The 14,741-nt window shown below is 69.4% G+C and carries 13 protein-coding genes and 1 pseudogene; 8 read left to right on the top strand and 6 right to left on the bottom strand.

Going from position 1 to position 14,741, the window contains the following annotated elements; all coding sequences use genetic code 11:
* The first annotated feature begins 348 nt into the window (after nt 1-348).
* The 5 genes from QR77_RS10700 to QR77_RS10680 all read left to right on the top strand — a co-directional run bounded on the left by QR77_RS10700 (nt 349) and on the right by QR77_RS10680 (nt 4,337).
* Nucleotides 349-726: a hypothetical protein gene (locus QR77_RS10700; RefSeq protein WP_150130367.1), complete on the top strand. Its 378-nt coding sequence runs from the start codon at nt 349-351 to the stop codon at nt 724-726.
* Between the two features lie 167 nt (nt 727-893).
* The gene (locus tag QR77_RS10695) at nt 894-1,334 is read left to right on the top strand and encodes a MarR family transcriptional regulator (protein ID WP_040021223.1); all 441 of its coding nucleotides are present in this window, start codon (nt 894-896) and stop codon (nt 1,332-1,334) included.
* 43 nt (nt 1,335-1,377) lie between these two features.
* Nucleotides 1,378-3,105 carry an MFS transporter gene (locus tag QR77_RS10690; protein WP_040021221.1) on the top strand — a complete coding sequence of 576 codons (1,728 nt, stop codon included), beginning with the start codon at nt 1,378-1,380 and terminating at the stop codon, nt 3,103-3,105.
* A 96-nt stretch (nt 3,106-3,201) separates the two neighbouring features.
* Nucleotides 3,202-3,768, top strand: a complete 567-nt coding sequence (locus QR77_RS10685; protein ID WP_040021219.1) for an isochorismatase family protein — start codon at nt 3,202-3,204, stop codon at nt 3,766-3,768.
* Entirely contained in the window at nt 3,765-4,337 is a 573-nt protein-coding gene (locus QR77_RS10680) for a YbhB/YbcL family Raf kinase inhibitor-like protein (RefSeq protein WP_040021217.1), read from the top strand. The genes QR77_RS10685 and QR77_RS10680 overlap by 4 nt, the downstream gene beginning before the upstream one ends.
* Before the next feature lie 18 nt (nt 4,338-4,355).
* On the opposite strand, the gene QR77_RS10675 is transcribed toward QR77_RS10680, so the two are convergent.
* The 5 genes from QR77_RS10675 to QR77_RS10655 all read right to left on the bottom strand — a co-directional run bounded on the left by QR77_RS10675 (nt 4,356) and on the right by QR77_RS10655 (nt 8,962).
* Nucleotides 4,356-4,697: a DUF6510 family protein gene (locus QR77_RS10675; protein WP_236710600.1), complete on the bottom strand. Its 342-nt coding sequence runs from the start codon at nt 4,695-4,697 to the stop codon at nt 4,356-4,358.
* 1 nt (nt 4,698) lies between these two features.
* A complete protein-coding gene (locus QR77_RS10670) occupies nt 4,699-5,400 on the bottom strand; it encodes a ferredoxin reductase (protein WP_107068916.1) in 702 nt (233 codons plus the stop codon).
* A gap of 37 nt (nt 5,401-5,437) precedes the next feature.
* On the bottom strand, nt 5,438-6,034 hold the full coding sequence (locus QR77_RS10665; protein ID WP_040021215.1) for a sulfite oxidase-like oxidoreductase: 597 nt from the start codon (nt 6,032-6,034) through the stop codon (nt 5,438-5,440).
* 212 nt (nt 6,035-6,246) lie between these two features.
* On the bottom strand, nt 6,247-7,734 hold the full coding sequence (locus QR77_RS10660) for an alkaline phosphatase family protein (protein ID WP_052488663.1): 1,488 nt from the start codon (nt 7,732-7,734) through the stop codon (nt 6,247-6,249).
* Nucleotides 7,735-7,975: 241 nt separating this feature from the next.
* Complete coding sequence (locus tag QR77_RS10655; protein ID WP_063798020.1) at nt 7,976-8,962, bottom strand: hypothetical protein; 987 nt, start codon at nt 8,960-8,962, stop codon at nt 7,976-7,978.
* Nucleotides 8,963-9,201: 239 nt separating this feature from the next.
* Here QR77_RS10655 and QR77_RS10650 point away from each other — a divergent pair, with 239 nt between their 5' ends.
* Nucleotides 9,202-10,050 carry a hypothetical protein gene (locus QR77_RS10650; protein ID WP_052488662.1) on the top strand — a complete coding sequence of 283 codons (849 nt, stop codon included), beginning with the start codon at nt 9,202-9,204 and terminating at the stop codon, nt 10,048-10,050.
* A gap of 43 nt (nt 10,051-10,093) precedes the next feature.
* Here the strand turns inward: QR77_RS10650 and QR77_RS10645 are convergent, their stop codons facing one another.
* Entirely contained in the window at nt 10,094-10,594 is a 501-nt protein-coding gene (locus QR77_RS10645; protein ID WP_040021212.1) for a hypothetical protein, read from the bottom strand.
* 412 nt (nt 10,595-11,006) lie between these two features.
* Here QR77_RS10645 and QR77_RS10640 point away from each other — a divergent pair, with 412 nt between their 5' ends.
* A complete protein-coding gene (locus QR77_RS10640) occupies nt 11,007-13,493 on the top strand; it encodes a PQQ-dependent sugar dehydrogenase (RefSeq protein ID WP_040021211.1) in 2,487 nt (828 codons plus the stop codon).
* Nucleotides 13,494-13,561: 68 nt separating this feature from the next.
* A pseudogene (locus tag QR77_RS10635) lies at nt 13,562-14,716 on the top strand (ThuA domain-containing protein); the annotation flags it as partial.
* Nucleotides 14,717-14,741: the final 25 nt, after the last annotated feature.

Genomic DNA, 14,741 nt, shown 5'->3' with positions numbered 1-14,741 from the left:
GGACCAGTTGGCCGCTGCCGCCGCATCTCGCACCATGGGCCCAGGGCCGGTAGGACGTCACTGACGTCGAGGCTCTCAGGTGATGTCCTGCGGTCGGGGGTCTCCCTTCTGTCGGCCCGTCAGCGGCGCCTGCGAACTGCCCCCGCACCGCTTCCGACCTGGACTCAACTCCCGTGCACACAAACCTGCCGACCCCCTGCTTCGTGCGGTGCGATCACCGATCAGCCGTGCAGCGAAGAATCGGCAATGGGCTGGAAAGGCTGCAGGTTGCGAAGGTGCTCTCCGCGCGAGCGGAGGTGAACCCGCTGTCCGGGACCGGTCCCGGACAGCGTCGGTAGCATCCGCCAGATGCCTTCGAATGAGCTGAACAGGCCCCCGGCGCCGGTCGTTGCAGCGGTTGTGGTCTATGCCCTGTACGCCGGCCTCATTCTGATCTCTGCTGTGGTACTTGCGATCCTGGGCGCGCGGGCGCTCGCACTGTTCGGCCTCGTCGCGCTCCTGCCCGGCTCCGTGGCTCTCGGGCTGTGGCAAGGCAACCGCGGTGCCCGGGTTGGAGCGATTGTGTGGGGGATCCCATCCGTTGCGGTCTCGATCGTCATGGTCCTTCTCCTTGCGGTACCAGAGTCGTCCCGGGCCTGGTTTACCCCCGACGAATTGGAGGAGTTCGAGTTCGCCGACGAGGACGGCGAGGGCGAGGACGACGAGCGGGTGGCCGGCCACGGGTGACGCCGTAGCTGCTTCAGCAGGTCCCGCTGATCCCTGGTCAGCCTTCGGCTCAACATCAACGCCCCTCGTGGTTCTCGTGCCCGCCCCGTCTCAACAAGCCCTGCGCGACGCTCGGCGGCGCGCTGAAGCGAATTTGCTAAGGCAGGTTGATAAAGTAGGCTTAGTATATGAGCGATGACCTGGACCCTGACGGAGTCGCCTCAGCCCTGCTGGCGAGTCTCAGCGTGCTGGTGCGGCGGGTGCATCAAGTGCCCATCGACGGCGGGCTCACGATGCCCGAGCGGACCGCCCTGTCGCGGCTGGACCGCTCGGGCCCCACCACGTCCTCGGCGCTCGCCCGTGAGGTGCAGATCACCGCGCAGGCCATGGGAGCGACGCTCGGTGCGCTGCGGGGGCGTGGGCTGGTCGAGCGCCGGGCGGATCCGGACGACGGCAGGCGTGTGGTGCTGACGGTGACCGACGCCGGTCTACAGGCGTTGAAGGACAAGCGCAACGCGCGGACCGAACTCATCGCCCAGGCCCTGACCAGCGGCACGTTCACCCCGGCGGAGCTGGAGCAACTCGCTTCGGCCGCGCGGCTGCTGGAGCGACTGGCACAGAACATCTGACGCCGGCGGAACCACGAGGAAGCAAGCCGAGAGAAGCAAGCTGATGACGGAACCTTCCAGGACGCGGCCCCCGCGCCGCTCGCCCGGTGAGCGGTACAAGTGGACGGCGCTGACGAATACGACCGCCGCCGTCTTCATGTCCGGCCTGGACGGCTCCATCGTGCTGATCGCCCTGCCGGCGATCTTCCGGGGCATCCACCTGGATCCGCTGGCTCCGGGCAACATCGCCTACCTGCTGTGGATGATCATGGGCTACCGGCTGGTCCAGGCCGTTCTGGTGGTCACGGTGGGCCGGCTGGGAGACATGTACGGCCGGGTTCGGATCTACAACTCCGGGTTCGCGGTCTTCACCTTCGCTTCGATCCTGCTGTCCTTCGACCCCTTCGACGGCGCCCACGGCGCGATGTGGCTGATCGCGTGGCGAGTGGTGCAGGCCGTCGGCGGCTCGATGCTGACCGCGAACTCGGCCGCGATCCTGACCGACGCCTTTCCCGATGAGCAGCGCGGCTTCGCCCTGGGCATCAATCAGGTCGCGGCCCTGGCCGGGATGTTCATCGGTCTGGTCGCCGGGGGCCTGCTGTCGGCTCTGGACTGGCGGGCGGTGTTCTGGGTGAACGTGCCCGTCGGCGTGTTCTTCACGCTGTGGGCCTACCGCACCCTGCGCGAGACCGGAAAGCGCGGCGGCGGCCGGATCGACTGGTGGGGCAACATCACCTTCGCCGTGGGCCTCAGCGCGGTCCTGGTCGCGGTCACCTTCGGCCTCCAGCCGTACGGCGGGCACACCATGGGCTGGACCAATCCGCTGGTCGGCGCGCTGATCGTCGGCGGACTGGTCCTGCTGGCGGCGTTCGTCGCGATCGAGAACCGCGTCTCAGCGCCAATGATCCAACTGTCTCTCTTCCGCCGCCGGGCCTTCACCTTCGGCAACCTGGCCGGCCTGGCCATCTCGATCGGCCGCGGCGGCATGCAGTTCGTGCTGATCATCTGGCTTCAGGGCATCTGGCTTCCGCTGCACGGCTACAACTTCAGCGACACCCCGCTCTGGGCCGGCATCTTCATGCTGCCGCTGACCGCCGGATTCCTCGCCGCGGGCCCCGTCTCCGGCTACCTGTCCGACCGGCTGGGCTCCCGGGGCCTGGCCACCGGCGGTGCGGTGCTGTTCGGCGCCAGCTTCCTGGGCCTGATGCTCCTGCCGATCAACTTCAGTTACTGGATCTTCGCTCTGCTGATCGCGCTCAACGGGATCGCCAGCGGCATGTTCGCTTCCCCCAACTCCTCCTCGATCATGGGCAGCGTGCCGGCGCAGTCGCGTGGCGTCGCCTCCGGCATGCGCGCCACCTTCCAGAACTCCGGCACCGCCATCTCCATCGGTGTGTTCTTCTCCCTCATGATCGCCGGACTGGCCAGCAGCCTCCCGCACACCCTCACCAGCGGACTGGAAGAGCAGGGCGTACCGGCCCACATCGCCACCCAGGTCGGCGACCTGCCCCCGGTTTCGTCCCTCTTCGCCGCCCAACTGGGTGTCAACCCGGTCGAGCACCTCCTCCAGCCCAGCGGCACCCTGACTCACCTGACAGCGGCGCAGCAACAGACCCTGACGGGACGCGAGTTCTTCCCGTCCCTGATCTCCGGCCCCTTCCACTCCGGCCTGCTCCTGGTCTTCGCCTTCGGCGCCGCCCTCGCCTTCCTCGCCGCGATCGCCTCCGCCCTGCGCGGCGCCGGCATCGGCGCCGCCAAGGCCCCAGAACCCCGGGAGACCGGCCGGCGGTGACCCCCTCGCGCGACCGGACAGGTGGACCAGGCGGCTGAGACCACCCCACCGCCCGACCCCGGCAACCAGCGGACACCCACAGGAGAAACAACCACCGTGACACTGACAACGATCGACCCCACGGCCGCGCTCGTCGTGATCGACCTGCAGAAGGGCATCGTCTCGGCCCACACCGACGATCCGGTCGTCGCCGCCGTCAAACAGGCGACCCACCTGACCGCCGAATTCCGCCGGCACGGCCTGCCCGTGGTCCTGGTGAACGTCACCGGACGCGCGCCGGGGCGTACCGAGGCCGGACGGTCCGGCAGCAACGCCGTACCGCCGGCCGGCTGGGCCGACCTCATCGACGAACTCGACGTCCGGCCGACCGACCACCTGATCACCAAGCGGCGGCGCAGCGCGTTCCACGACACCGGCCTCGACACCCTCCTACGGGATCTGGGCGTCACCCAGATCGTGCTCGCCGGCATCTCGACCAGCGCGGGCGTCGAGTCGACCGCCCGCTCGGCCTCCGACTACGGCTACCACGTCGTCCTCGCCACCGACGCCATGACCGACCCCGATACCGACGCCCACCGGCACAGCGTCGAGCGCGTCTTCCCCAAGCTCGGCGAGACCGCCACCGGCGCCGAGGTCATCGACATGGTCGAGGCGACACGATGACCCTCCTCGGCCGACTCCTGAAGAACCGCAAGGCAGGCGAGACCCACACGGCCTGGAACCTGCCCAACCTGCGAGGCCCCGAGCTGCTGGACCTCACGAGCCCGAACTTCGGCCCCGGCGATGTCATACCGCTGGAGCACTGCGCGAAGACCATCGGCGGCGACGACCGGTCCCCCCACCTGGCCTGGACCCCGCCGCCACCCGGCACCGCCCAACTCCTCCTGGTCGTCGAGGACATCGACGTCCCCCTGACCAAGCCCGCCGTGCACTGCCTCGCCCTGATCGACCCGGCAGCCGGACACCTCGACCCCGGCGCCCTCGACGCGCGGCAACCAGCCCCCGGAGTGCGGGTGCTCCGCTCCACCATCGGACGTGGCTACCACGGTCCCGCGCCCATCAAGGGCCACGGGCCGCACCACTACACCTTCCAGTTGTTCGCCCTCTCCACCCCCGTGGACAGCGGACCCGGCACTGCGCCGGTGGAGAGGGCACGGCCCCGCGCCCTCCTGCCCGCCATCACCGGACCCGTCCTCGGCCGAGGACGGCTGACCGGCGTGTACGAACGCTGACGCCCGCCCGCCACCGGCTCAGACCGCCGGCAGCGGGATCCGTAGCGAGGTCGCGCCGCTCAGATCGAGCCAGGCGGCCGCCGGCGTCCGTACGAGCCGCATGATCACCGCGTCGCAGCGCGGGCAGCGGGCGACCAGGCCCGGGGCGTGCGAGTAGACGCGCAGCTCCGCGACCGGACCGGTCAGCCCGCAGCCCGCGCAGGTGCCGCTCGCCGACGTCAGGTCCGTCGCGAAGATCTCACCGAGGGAGCCCGCCAGCACATTGCCGTCCTGATACGGCTCACTCCCGGTCGCCGCCGTCGAACCGGTCGTACCCGTCGTACCGGCCGGGTCTGTCCCGCCGCTGTCGCTGGGGTGCATGTCAACCTCCGACTGGACCGAAACGCTCGGTCCTGATCCGGCTCGGATCGTGGCCCTGCGCCACGAGGAACGCGGCCGCCTGCTCGACGAAGCCGGTCGGACCGCACAGGAAACACATCGGCGCGAACTCCGCGGGCCAGCCGAAGGCGGTCACCTCCGCCGCGGTCAGCCGTCCCGGTGGCCGTGGCGACCCCTCGGGCGCCGAGCGGGTGTACAGGTACGTGATGTCCAGGCCCGCCCGGCCGGTGCCGCGCGGGCCCAGCTCCGGGACGTAGTAGCGGTCGTCGGGCGTACGGACCGAGTAGAGCAGCCGGAAAGGCACCCGGCTGCCCAGACCGGCCCGGGTGCGGATCATGGACATCAGGGGGACGATGCCCGAGCCGCCGCCGACGAGCAGGACCGGCGACGGATCCCGCGGGTCCCAGACGAACCAGCCCCCCACCGGCCCGCGCAGCTCCATCCGGTCGCCGGCCTCCATGACGTCCACCAGGTACGGGGACACCTCCCCGTCGGCGATCCGCTGCACCGTGAGTTCGATGAGGGTGCCGTCGCCCGACGACGCCAGCGAGTAGCTCCGCTGGGTGCTGTAGCCGTCCTCGGCGGTCAGCCGTACGTCCACATGCTGCCCCGCGGCGTGCCCCGGCCACTCGGGCGCGTCGAGTACGAGCGTCCGCGCGGTCGCCGTCTCGTCCCGGACACCCACCACTGTCGTCGTCTGCCAGCGCAGCCTGCGGCCGGCCCTAGTCGCCTTGATACCGCTGCTCCCGCCACGGGTCCCCGTACTCGTGATAGCCGAGTCCTTCCCAGAAGCCCGGCTCGTCGTGGTCCATGAGCCGGATCCCGTTCACCCACTTCGCCGACTTCCACAAGTACAGGTGCGGGACCAGCAGCCGGGCGGGGCCGCCGTGCTCGGCGGGGAGATCGCCGTTGTCGTAGCTGTACGCGATCCACGCCTTGCCGTCGAGCAGGTCCTCCAGCGGGAGATCGGTGGTGTACCCGCCGTAGCTCTGGGCCATGGCGTACTCGCTGTCGTCCTCGACGTCCTCGAACAGCGTGTCGAGCGAGACCCCCTGCCACCGCGTTCCGAACTTGGACCACTTGGTCACGCAGTGGAGGTCGACGGTCGGTGTCTCGCTGGGCAGCGCGAGAAGTTCGTCCCACGACCAGCGATGCCTGGCACCCGCCGCGGTCGTGATGGTGAACTCCCAGTCCTCCCTGGTCACGCGGGGTGTCGGCCCCGCCGACAGCACCGGGAAGTCATGGACCTCGTACTGGCCCGGCGGCAGATCGCGTCGCTCCGAGCGGCGCCCGTGGAAACCACGGGAGATGACGGCCATGGAACCTCCGTCCCAGCGTGCCCGATGGTCACTCTCTGCCAGTATGGGGGGTTTTGTTCTTGATCACCTGTCGGAAGAGTCTCATGGGCCGTCCTGTCCGACGGTGTGCGCGCTTCTCGGCCGGGACGCGGGTACGGTGGCCGCCGCGTTCGCGTGGCGGCCACCGTACGTCCGGAGCGAGGTTCGGGCCGGTACCGGGCCCGGGGCGGGTGTCAGATCCTGGGGCGGTGGCCCGGCTCCTGGCGGGGCAGGCGTTCGTTCTTCGTGGGGGCCACCGGGGGCGGGAACTGGCTGATCTCGTACTTGGACAGGTTGTACTGCCCGTTGGTGTCCGGCAGTGAAGGAGCGTGGTGGCTCGCGTCGTTGAAGCGGAAGGCTGACGTCAGGTCGCCGACCGTCCTGCGGCGCCAGTCGCTGATGTTGGGCTCCCGGACGCCGGTGATCTTCTCCAGGAAGCGCAACTGCGAGGTGTGGTCGAAGAGTTCGGAGGACACGTAACCGCCGGTCGTCCACGGCGAGACGATGATCGCCGGCACGCGGAAGCCGAGGCCGACGGGCAGGCCGGCACCGTCCACGCCGGTCACCGACGTCTTGGTGACGAACTCGTCCGGGGTACCGGGCTTCGGGGTGGGCGGCAGCACATGGTCGAACATGCCGTCGTTCTCGTCGTACGAGAGGATGAAGACGGTCTTCGCCCAGACCTCCGGGTTGGCCGCGATCGCGTCGATGATGCTCGATACGAAGGTGGCTCCCGCAGCCGGTGAACCGGACGGGTGCTCGTCGAAGCCGGACGGCGGGAGGATCCAACTGACCGTCGGCAGCTTGTCGTTGATGGCGTCGTACTCGAACTGGCCGGTCGGCGAAGAGGCCATCGCCTGGTCGTGCAGTGGGCTGCCGGGCTGTGCGTTGAAGTACTGCGCGATGTGCTGGAGGCTGGGCAGGCCGGTCGCTCCGTCCTGGTGGTAGACCTTCCAGCTCACCCCCTGCTCGGTCAGCCGCTCGGGGTAGGTCTTGAAGGAGTACGCGGCGTTCGGGGCGCCGGTGGTGAGGGACGGGCCGCCGAACTCGCCGTTGGGGTCGATGGTGCCGGCCATCCACATGTGGCGGTTCGGGCCCGTGGGGCCGAGCACCGAGCAGTGGTACGAGTCGAGGATGGTGAACGCGTCGGCGAGGGCGTACTGGAAGGGGATGTCCTCGCGGGTGTGGTAGCCCATCGTGTACGGGCCTGCCGCCCCGTCGGACGCGCGGTGCGCGGGCAGCCAACTGTCCATCTTGCCGTTGTTCCAGGCCTGGTGCTGCACGGCCCACTCGTGGCTCATGGAGGGGATGGCCTGGGCGGCGGTGGTCCGTGTGTCGAGCCGGTACGGCCCGAGGTACCCCTCCGGGCTCGACGCGTCCGGCTGCTGGAACACGGAGCGGCCGTTGGGCAGTCGCATGGCGTGCGGGTCGCTGAAGCCCCGTACACCGGAGAGGGTTCCGAAGTAGTGGTCGAAGCTGCGGTTCTCCTGCATGAGCATCACGACATGCTCGACGTCCTGGAGCCGGCCGCGCTTCGAGGGTTCCGCCGCGATGGCTTTGCGCACGTTGGTGGGGAGAGCCATGGCGGCGGCCGAGAGGGCGCCGACCGTGGCGGCGGAACCGAGCAGTCTGCGTCGAGTGAGACCCGTCGAGTCCTGCTGGGTTTCCGGAGTGGCGTTCATCAAAGTCCTTTCAACACCGGCCAATGGCCGATATAGGGGGGCTTCGACACACTCGCCATGTCAGATGTTGATCAGGTAGGTCCTTGAGTGACCACGTCCTGAAGTCCGGCTGAAGCTCGCAATCCAGGACACAGCAACCGCACGGGACAATCACCGTGCGGTCGCCGGTTGTTCGCTCTCCGGGTGTTTCACCCTGTTCAGGAGCGCGCCGCGGCTACTCGTGCGGCGGTGGGGTGCGGGCTCAGGTGGTGCCGGCGCGCTCCCGGAGCGTGGTCAGGTCAAGGGTTTCCGGGCTCTCGCCGGGTCCGAGGCCGGACAGTTCGGTGAGCGCCTGGGAGGGGGACAGGCCACGGTCGTACGCGGAGCGCAAGCGCTCCAGCCACCGCAGCCCGGCCCGGTACCCGTCCTCGCCGGCGTCGTCGCGCGGCTCGAAGCTGGCGGCGCCCGCCGGGTCGGAGGCCCAGAGGTATCCGAGTACGCCGTGTTCGCCGGCCACCGGCACGTACCGCACCGGCCCTTCGGCGGATCGCGCGTATCCGGCGGAGGCGAACCCGGGGGCGTGCCGGAACACCCGGCTCCGCTGCGGGATCTCGAAGCTGCCCCAGACATCGGACGGCGTGCCGTCCTCGTCGAGCCAGTTGTCCACCCCGGTCGCTGTCGGCTTCCCGAAGTAGGTCGGGTCGTCGGGGTCGGTCTCCGAGTCGAGTGCCTCGGCGAGGTCGTGCAGGGCCCCGGCCAACCGCGGGGCGTTCGCCGCGTGCACGGTCGGCTGGGGGCGTCCCTTGAGGTCGTACGGCAGCCAGGCGTCCGAGGAGGTCACCAGGTCGGTACTGACGAAGTCGGCGAACGCGGAGGTCGCCAGCCGGAACAGGCCCTCCTGGCGGATCTCTTCCGCCTCGCCGGCGAGCAGGCCGGTGCATACGGTGTACGCCTCTGCGGAACCGATCTCCCCGGGGAGCAGCGCGGCCCTGACCTTCCGGGCCAGTTCCTCGGTGGCTTCAGCCACGCCGCCCGTGCCGGGCACGGTGAACTCACCCTGGAACAGGCTGTTCTTCGGCCTGCCCATCTCCCCGACGGTGAGGACGACCCGCTGCTCACCGATCGCGAGCCGGTGCGCGGCCAGGACGGCGTACGCGGTCAGCAGATCGCGGAGGCCCGCAGACAGGGCGTCCGCGCTGTCGTCGTCCCGCCCCCAGGTCCAGCGGGCGACAGGGGTGCTGGCGATCACAGTGTTCCCTCAGTCTCCGGCCCGTGGACCACGGTACTCCCGCATGACCGCGCACTCTCGCTGAGCACCCCGCCCTCCACGGCGTCGTGCGGCCGGGCCGCGGCGGATCAGTTCGTCGTCGCCACAGCGGGACCAGCCCATAGGGTGGGCCCGATGGATCAAGCCCGTGCCAGCAGGAGGCGCCCCGTGTACCACCGCGACATCCGTTCCGAGTCCTCCGCCGGCAAGGGGCTCTGACCATGCCGGGGCCGCGCATCCTCTACGTCACCGACCTCGGCTACGAGGCCAAGGGCCGCCGCTACTGCGACGAGGACATCCTGTTCTCCTCGCGGCTGCGTGCGGACTTCACCGTCGCCCTGTGCCATCCGGCCGACGCCGCGGGGCTGATGGGTGACTTCGACGGTGTTGTCGTGCGCAACAGCGGGCCCGTGATCCATTACCGGAAGCAGTACGACGCGTTCCGCGAGCGGGCCGCGGCCGACGGGGTACGCGTCTACAACCCGCTGAACGGGCGCGGTGACATGGCGGGCAAGCAGTATCTGGTCGAGCTGAGTGCCGCCGGGCTGCCCGTCATACCGACCGTCGACAGGGCCGAGGATCTGGGCCGGCTGCCGGACGCCGACGAGTATGTCGTCAAGCTGAAGGACGGGGCCGACTCCATAGGTATGCGGTTCGTGCCACGCGACGGGCTGGCCGACCTCGCGGACAGCGAGGCGCTGCGGTCCGGGGGCCCCGGGGACGTCCTCGTACAGCCGCGCATCCCCTTCGTGTACGAGGTCTCCTTCTACTTCGTCGACCACGACTTCCAGTACGCGCTCCACGCGCCCGACCCGGACCGGCGCTGGCGGCTCGTACCGTACGAAGTGAGCGCCGCCGACCTGGACTTCGCGCGGAAGTTCATCGACTGGAACACCCTCGACCACGGCATCCAGCGGGTCGACGCCTGCCGCGCGCCGGACGGGGAACTGCTGTTGGTGGAGCTGGAGGACCTCAATCCTTTCCTGTCACTGGAGTTGGTGGACGAGGCGACCCGCGAGGCGTTCATCGCGCGGACCGCGGACTCGCTGCGTGCGTTGCTGAGTAGCTGACAGCCGCCACGCCGGCGGATCCTGCCCGCCGGGGCCCGGCCCGTCACCTCGCGGTGGGGGAGAGGATCGGCCATGTCCGGCCGCCCCTGGGGCAGGTCCACGAGGGGACGCCTGACACCTCCTCGGCCGTGGGCGGGTGGGGGTGGCCCGGACACGCGGGTACCGGGGTTCCCTCGGTGTTCTCCAGGACCGCTTCCTGAAGAACGTCGGCCAGCAGGGTCACGGCTTCGGACGCGGACATGGTCCGGTGGAGATGTACGCCGACCGAGCTCCCGTCCTCATGGCTGAGCGTGACGAAAACCCCGGGCTGCCCGTCCATGGTCCAGGCCGGGACGCCTCCGCCGTCCGGGCGCGGCTCCAGAGAAGAGGCGAACGCGGCGTCACCCGCGGGGAGTTCGGGTCCGGGACCGTTCGCGTTGGCGGTGTACCCGGTGGCCTCCGTATCCGCCACCTCCGTGATCCCCAGCGTATGGGCCGGGAATGCGCCGAGTTGATGGAGGATGTCCTCGGCCCAGCGGCGTACGGAGTCGGTGTCCGGTGTCATCGGCGGCCTGCTCGCTCTCTTCGGGTCGGTCCGGACCTCAGGGTCCCAGGTCACCGGCCAGGAACCCCGGACATCCGTCGGGCGGCTATTTGTTCACTGACTCAACCAAGCCCCTCGCGGGGGTCCTCGACGGCCCGCCCGGGCGCCCGTCAGGGCGGTGAATCGGGCTGCTCAACGGCTGTCTACGCGGTTCACACCTGGAGGCCGGGTGCCCGACTGCCCTTGTGGGCAAGGCCGTTCGGGATTTTGACACGACCTTGACAAATTAATTCCGTGTTGCCAGCATGCAATCGCTCGATGCGTTGGCAGAGACCTCGTCCCCCACCGAAACGTCTCTGTGACACACAAGCAATGCGCGACGGCGCGCGCCTTGCCTGACGTACCCCCACCGCAGGGTCAGGAAGGAAGCTTCATGCCAGTACGCCCCCCAACATGGTCCAGACTCGTCACCGCCCTCGTGCTCGCCCTCACCGGCGGCATCGGGATCGGTACGGCCGCCTCGGCGGCTCCGGCGGCACCCGTGTCTCCGGCGGCGAAAGCCGCCCCCGCCGACATACCGGCCGGCGACTACCAGCAGGTCCAACTCGCCTCCGGTGCGGCCGAACTGGGCGAGGCCATGTCCCTCGCCGTACTGCCCGACCGGGCAGTGGTGCACACGGCGCGTGACGGCACACTCCGTTACACGGACGCGGCGGGCAACACCAAGACCGCGGCCAAGCTGAACGTGTACACCCATGACGAGGAGGGTCTGCAAGGAGTCGCGGCGGACCCGAACTTCGCGTCGAACCACTATCTGTACCTGTACTACTCGCCCAAGCTGAGCACCCCGGACGGCGACGCCCCGGTGACCGGCAGCGCGGCCGACTTCGAGCCGTTCAAGGGCCACTTGAACCTCTCGCGCTTCACCCTCAAGACCGACGGCACCCTGGACCTGGCCAGCGAGAAGGTCGTCCTCGAAGTGGCGAACGACCGTGGCCAGTGCTGCCACGTCGGCGGCGACATCGACTTCGACGCGCAGGGCAACCTCTACCTGTCGACCGGTGACGACACCAACCCGTTCGAGTCGCAGGGCTACGCGCCCCAGGACGAACAGGCCAACCGCAACCCGCAGTTCGACGCCCAGCGCTCCGCGGGCAACACCAACGACCTGCGTGGCAAGGTCCTGCGGATCCACCCGACCGCAGAGGGCGGCTACACGATCCCGGACGGCAACCTCTTCGCCCCCGGCACCGCCAACACCCGCCCCGAGATCTACGGCATGGGCTTCCGCAACCCGTTCAGGCTCGCTGTGGACAAGCCCACCGGCGTGGTCTACGTCGGCGACTACGGCCCCGACGCCGGTGTCACCGACCCGAACCGCGGTCCCGGTGGACAGGTCGAGTTCGACCGGATCACCAAGGCCGCCAACTTCGGCTGGCCGTACTGCACCGGTACGAACACGACCACCGAGTCGTACAACGAGTACACCTTCCCGAACGGCCCCTCGGGCGCCAAGGCCGACTGCGCCGGCGGCCCGACGAACAACTCGCCCCACAACACGGGACTTCAGAAGCTGCCCGCCCCGCAGTCGGCCTGGATCAAGTACGGCGGTGACGAGGGCTCCCCGCCCGAGTTCGGCGGTGGCTCCGAGTCGCCCATGGGCGGCCCGGTCTACCACTTCGACGCCAACCTCGACTCCAGCGTGAAGTTCCCGCAGTCGCTCGACGGCAAGTTCTTCGCCGCCGAGTACGGCCGCAAGTGGATCAAGCCCATCACGGTCAACGCCGACGGCTCGCCCGGCACCATCGACTCCTTCCCCTGGACCGGTACTCAGGTCATGGACGAGGCCTTCGGCCCCGACGGCGCGCTCTACGTCCTCGACTACGGCACCGGCGCCGACGACCAGGCCCTCTACCGCATCGAGTACGTCGGTGGCAGCAACCGCAACCCGGTCGCCGTCGCCGCCTCCGACAAGACGTCGGGACAGGCGCCGCTCGCCGTCGCCTTCTCCTCCAAGGGCAGCTCCGACCCCGAGAACGGGGCGCTGACCTACTCGTGGGACTTCGGCGACGGCTCCACCTCGGCGGACGCCAACCCGAGTCACACGTACACCAAGACGGGCACCTTCAACCCCACCCTCACGGTGAAGGACCCCGAAGGCCTGACAGGTACGGCCAGCCTCGTGGTGACGGTCGGCAACACCGCCCCCACCCTGAAGCTCACCACGCCCGCCAACGGCCAGTTGTTCAGCTTCGGTGACACCGTGCCGTTCACCGTCGAGGGCTCCGACCCCGAGGACGGTCCGATCGACTGCACCAAGGTCAAGGTCACCTATTTCCTCGGCCACGACAGCCACGAGCACCAGATCACCTCGAAGAACGGCTGCTCCGGCTCTCTCGCCGTGCCGACCGACGGTGAGCACGACAGCGCCGCGAACCTCTACGGGGTCTTCGACGCCGAGTACACCGACGCGGGCGGCCTGACCTCGCACAGCGTCAGCAAGCTCCAGCCCAAGCACCGCCAGGCCGAGCACTACACGGCGATGTCCGGCATCGAGGCCGCTTCGCACGGCACGGCGGAGGGCGGTCGCACCGTCGGCTTCACCGACAACGGCGACTGGATCTCGTTCACGCCGTACGCCCTGAGCAACGCCACCCAGTTCACCGCACACGTCTCATCGGCGGGACCCGGCGGCACACTTGAGGTACGGGCGGGCTCGGCCACCGGAACCCTGCTGGGTACGGCGACCGTCACACCGACCGGTGACTGGGAGAAGTTCGCCGATGTGACGGCGAACCTCAGCAACGCACCGGCCGGCACCACCGACCTGTTCCTGGTCTTCAAGGGCCCGACGGGTCAGGGCAACCTGTTCGACGTCGACAACTTCACCTTCACCACAGCGGCCCAGGAGGCGAAGTGATGAAGCGGCTCCGGCGGCAGCAGCAGGAGGTGACCGGGGCGACCCGGAAGCCGCGTCGGGTACGGCACATGTCGTACGCCCTCGCCGTCGTACTCGGCGCAGCCTTCCTGGCGCCGACAGTGGCGACGGCCCAGCCGGGGGCGGGCGCTCCGGCGGCCGACCCGTACCAGGTCCTCGTCTTCTCCAAGACGGCGGGATTCCGGCACGATTCGATCCCCGCCGGGATCGCCGAGGTCCAGGCCCTCGGCGCGGCGAACGGGTTCGCCGTCACGGCCACCGAGGACGCGACTGTCCTGACTCCGGCGAACCTCGCCCAGTACAAGGCCGTTGTGTTCGTGTCGACCACCGGTGACTTCCTCGACAACACCCAGGAGGCGGCCCTTGAGGGGTACGTCGACGGGGGAGGGGGTTTCATGGGTATCCACGCGGCCGCCGACGCCGAGTACGAGTCACCGGCGTACGAGCAGCTCGTCGGGGCCTGGTTCAAGAGCCACCCCGCGATCCAGCAGGCGACCGTCGTCAACGAGGACGTCACCAACCCGGCGACCTCGCACTTCGGCCCCACCTGGACCCACACCGACGAGCTGTACAACTACCGCAGCAACCCGCGCGCCGACGTCCATGTGCTCCAGAGCCTGGACGAGAGCAGCTACACCGGCGGGGAGATGAGCGGCGACCACCCGATCACCTGGTGCCACGCACAGGGCACCGGACGGTCGTTCTACACCGGGCTCGGGCACACCGCCGAGTCGTACGCCGACCCCGACTTCCAGAAGCTGCTGCTGGGCGGGATCGAGTACGCGGCGGGAGTCGTCGAGGCCGACTGCTCGGTACCGGGCGGCGGCGACCAACCGGCCTCGGTGGAGGCGGAGTCGTACACCTCGTCCTCCGGCGTCGAGCCGGCCGGCCACGGCGCGGCGAGCGGCGGGCAGACGCTCGGCTTCATCGACAACGGCGACTGGGCCGGGTACGCGTCGGTGGACACGGCGGGAGCCACCTCCTTCTCGGCCAAGGTGTCATCGGCGGGAGCGGGCGGCACCATCCAGGTCCGGTCAGGATCGGCGACCGGCACACTGCTCGGGTCGGTGAATGTCGCCAACACCGGCGACTGGGAGACCTTCACCACGGTCTCCACACCGCTGACGGCGGGTACCGGTCCGCTGTTCCTGAGCTTCACCGGAGGGTCGGGGTCGCTGTTCGACATCGACAGCTTCAGCCTGAGCTGAAGGACCAGCGGTAAGAAGCTCG

Source organism: Streptomyces sp. 150FB (genome assembly GCF_000818195.1).
Taxonomy (GTDB): domain Bacteria; phylum Actinomycetota; class Actinomycetes; order Streptomycetales; family Streptomycetaceae; genus Streptomyces.
This window is presented reverse-complemented; position numbering and strand designations above follow the sequence as displayed.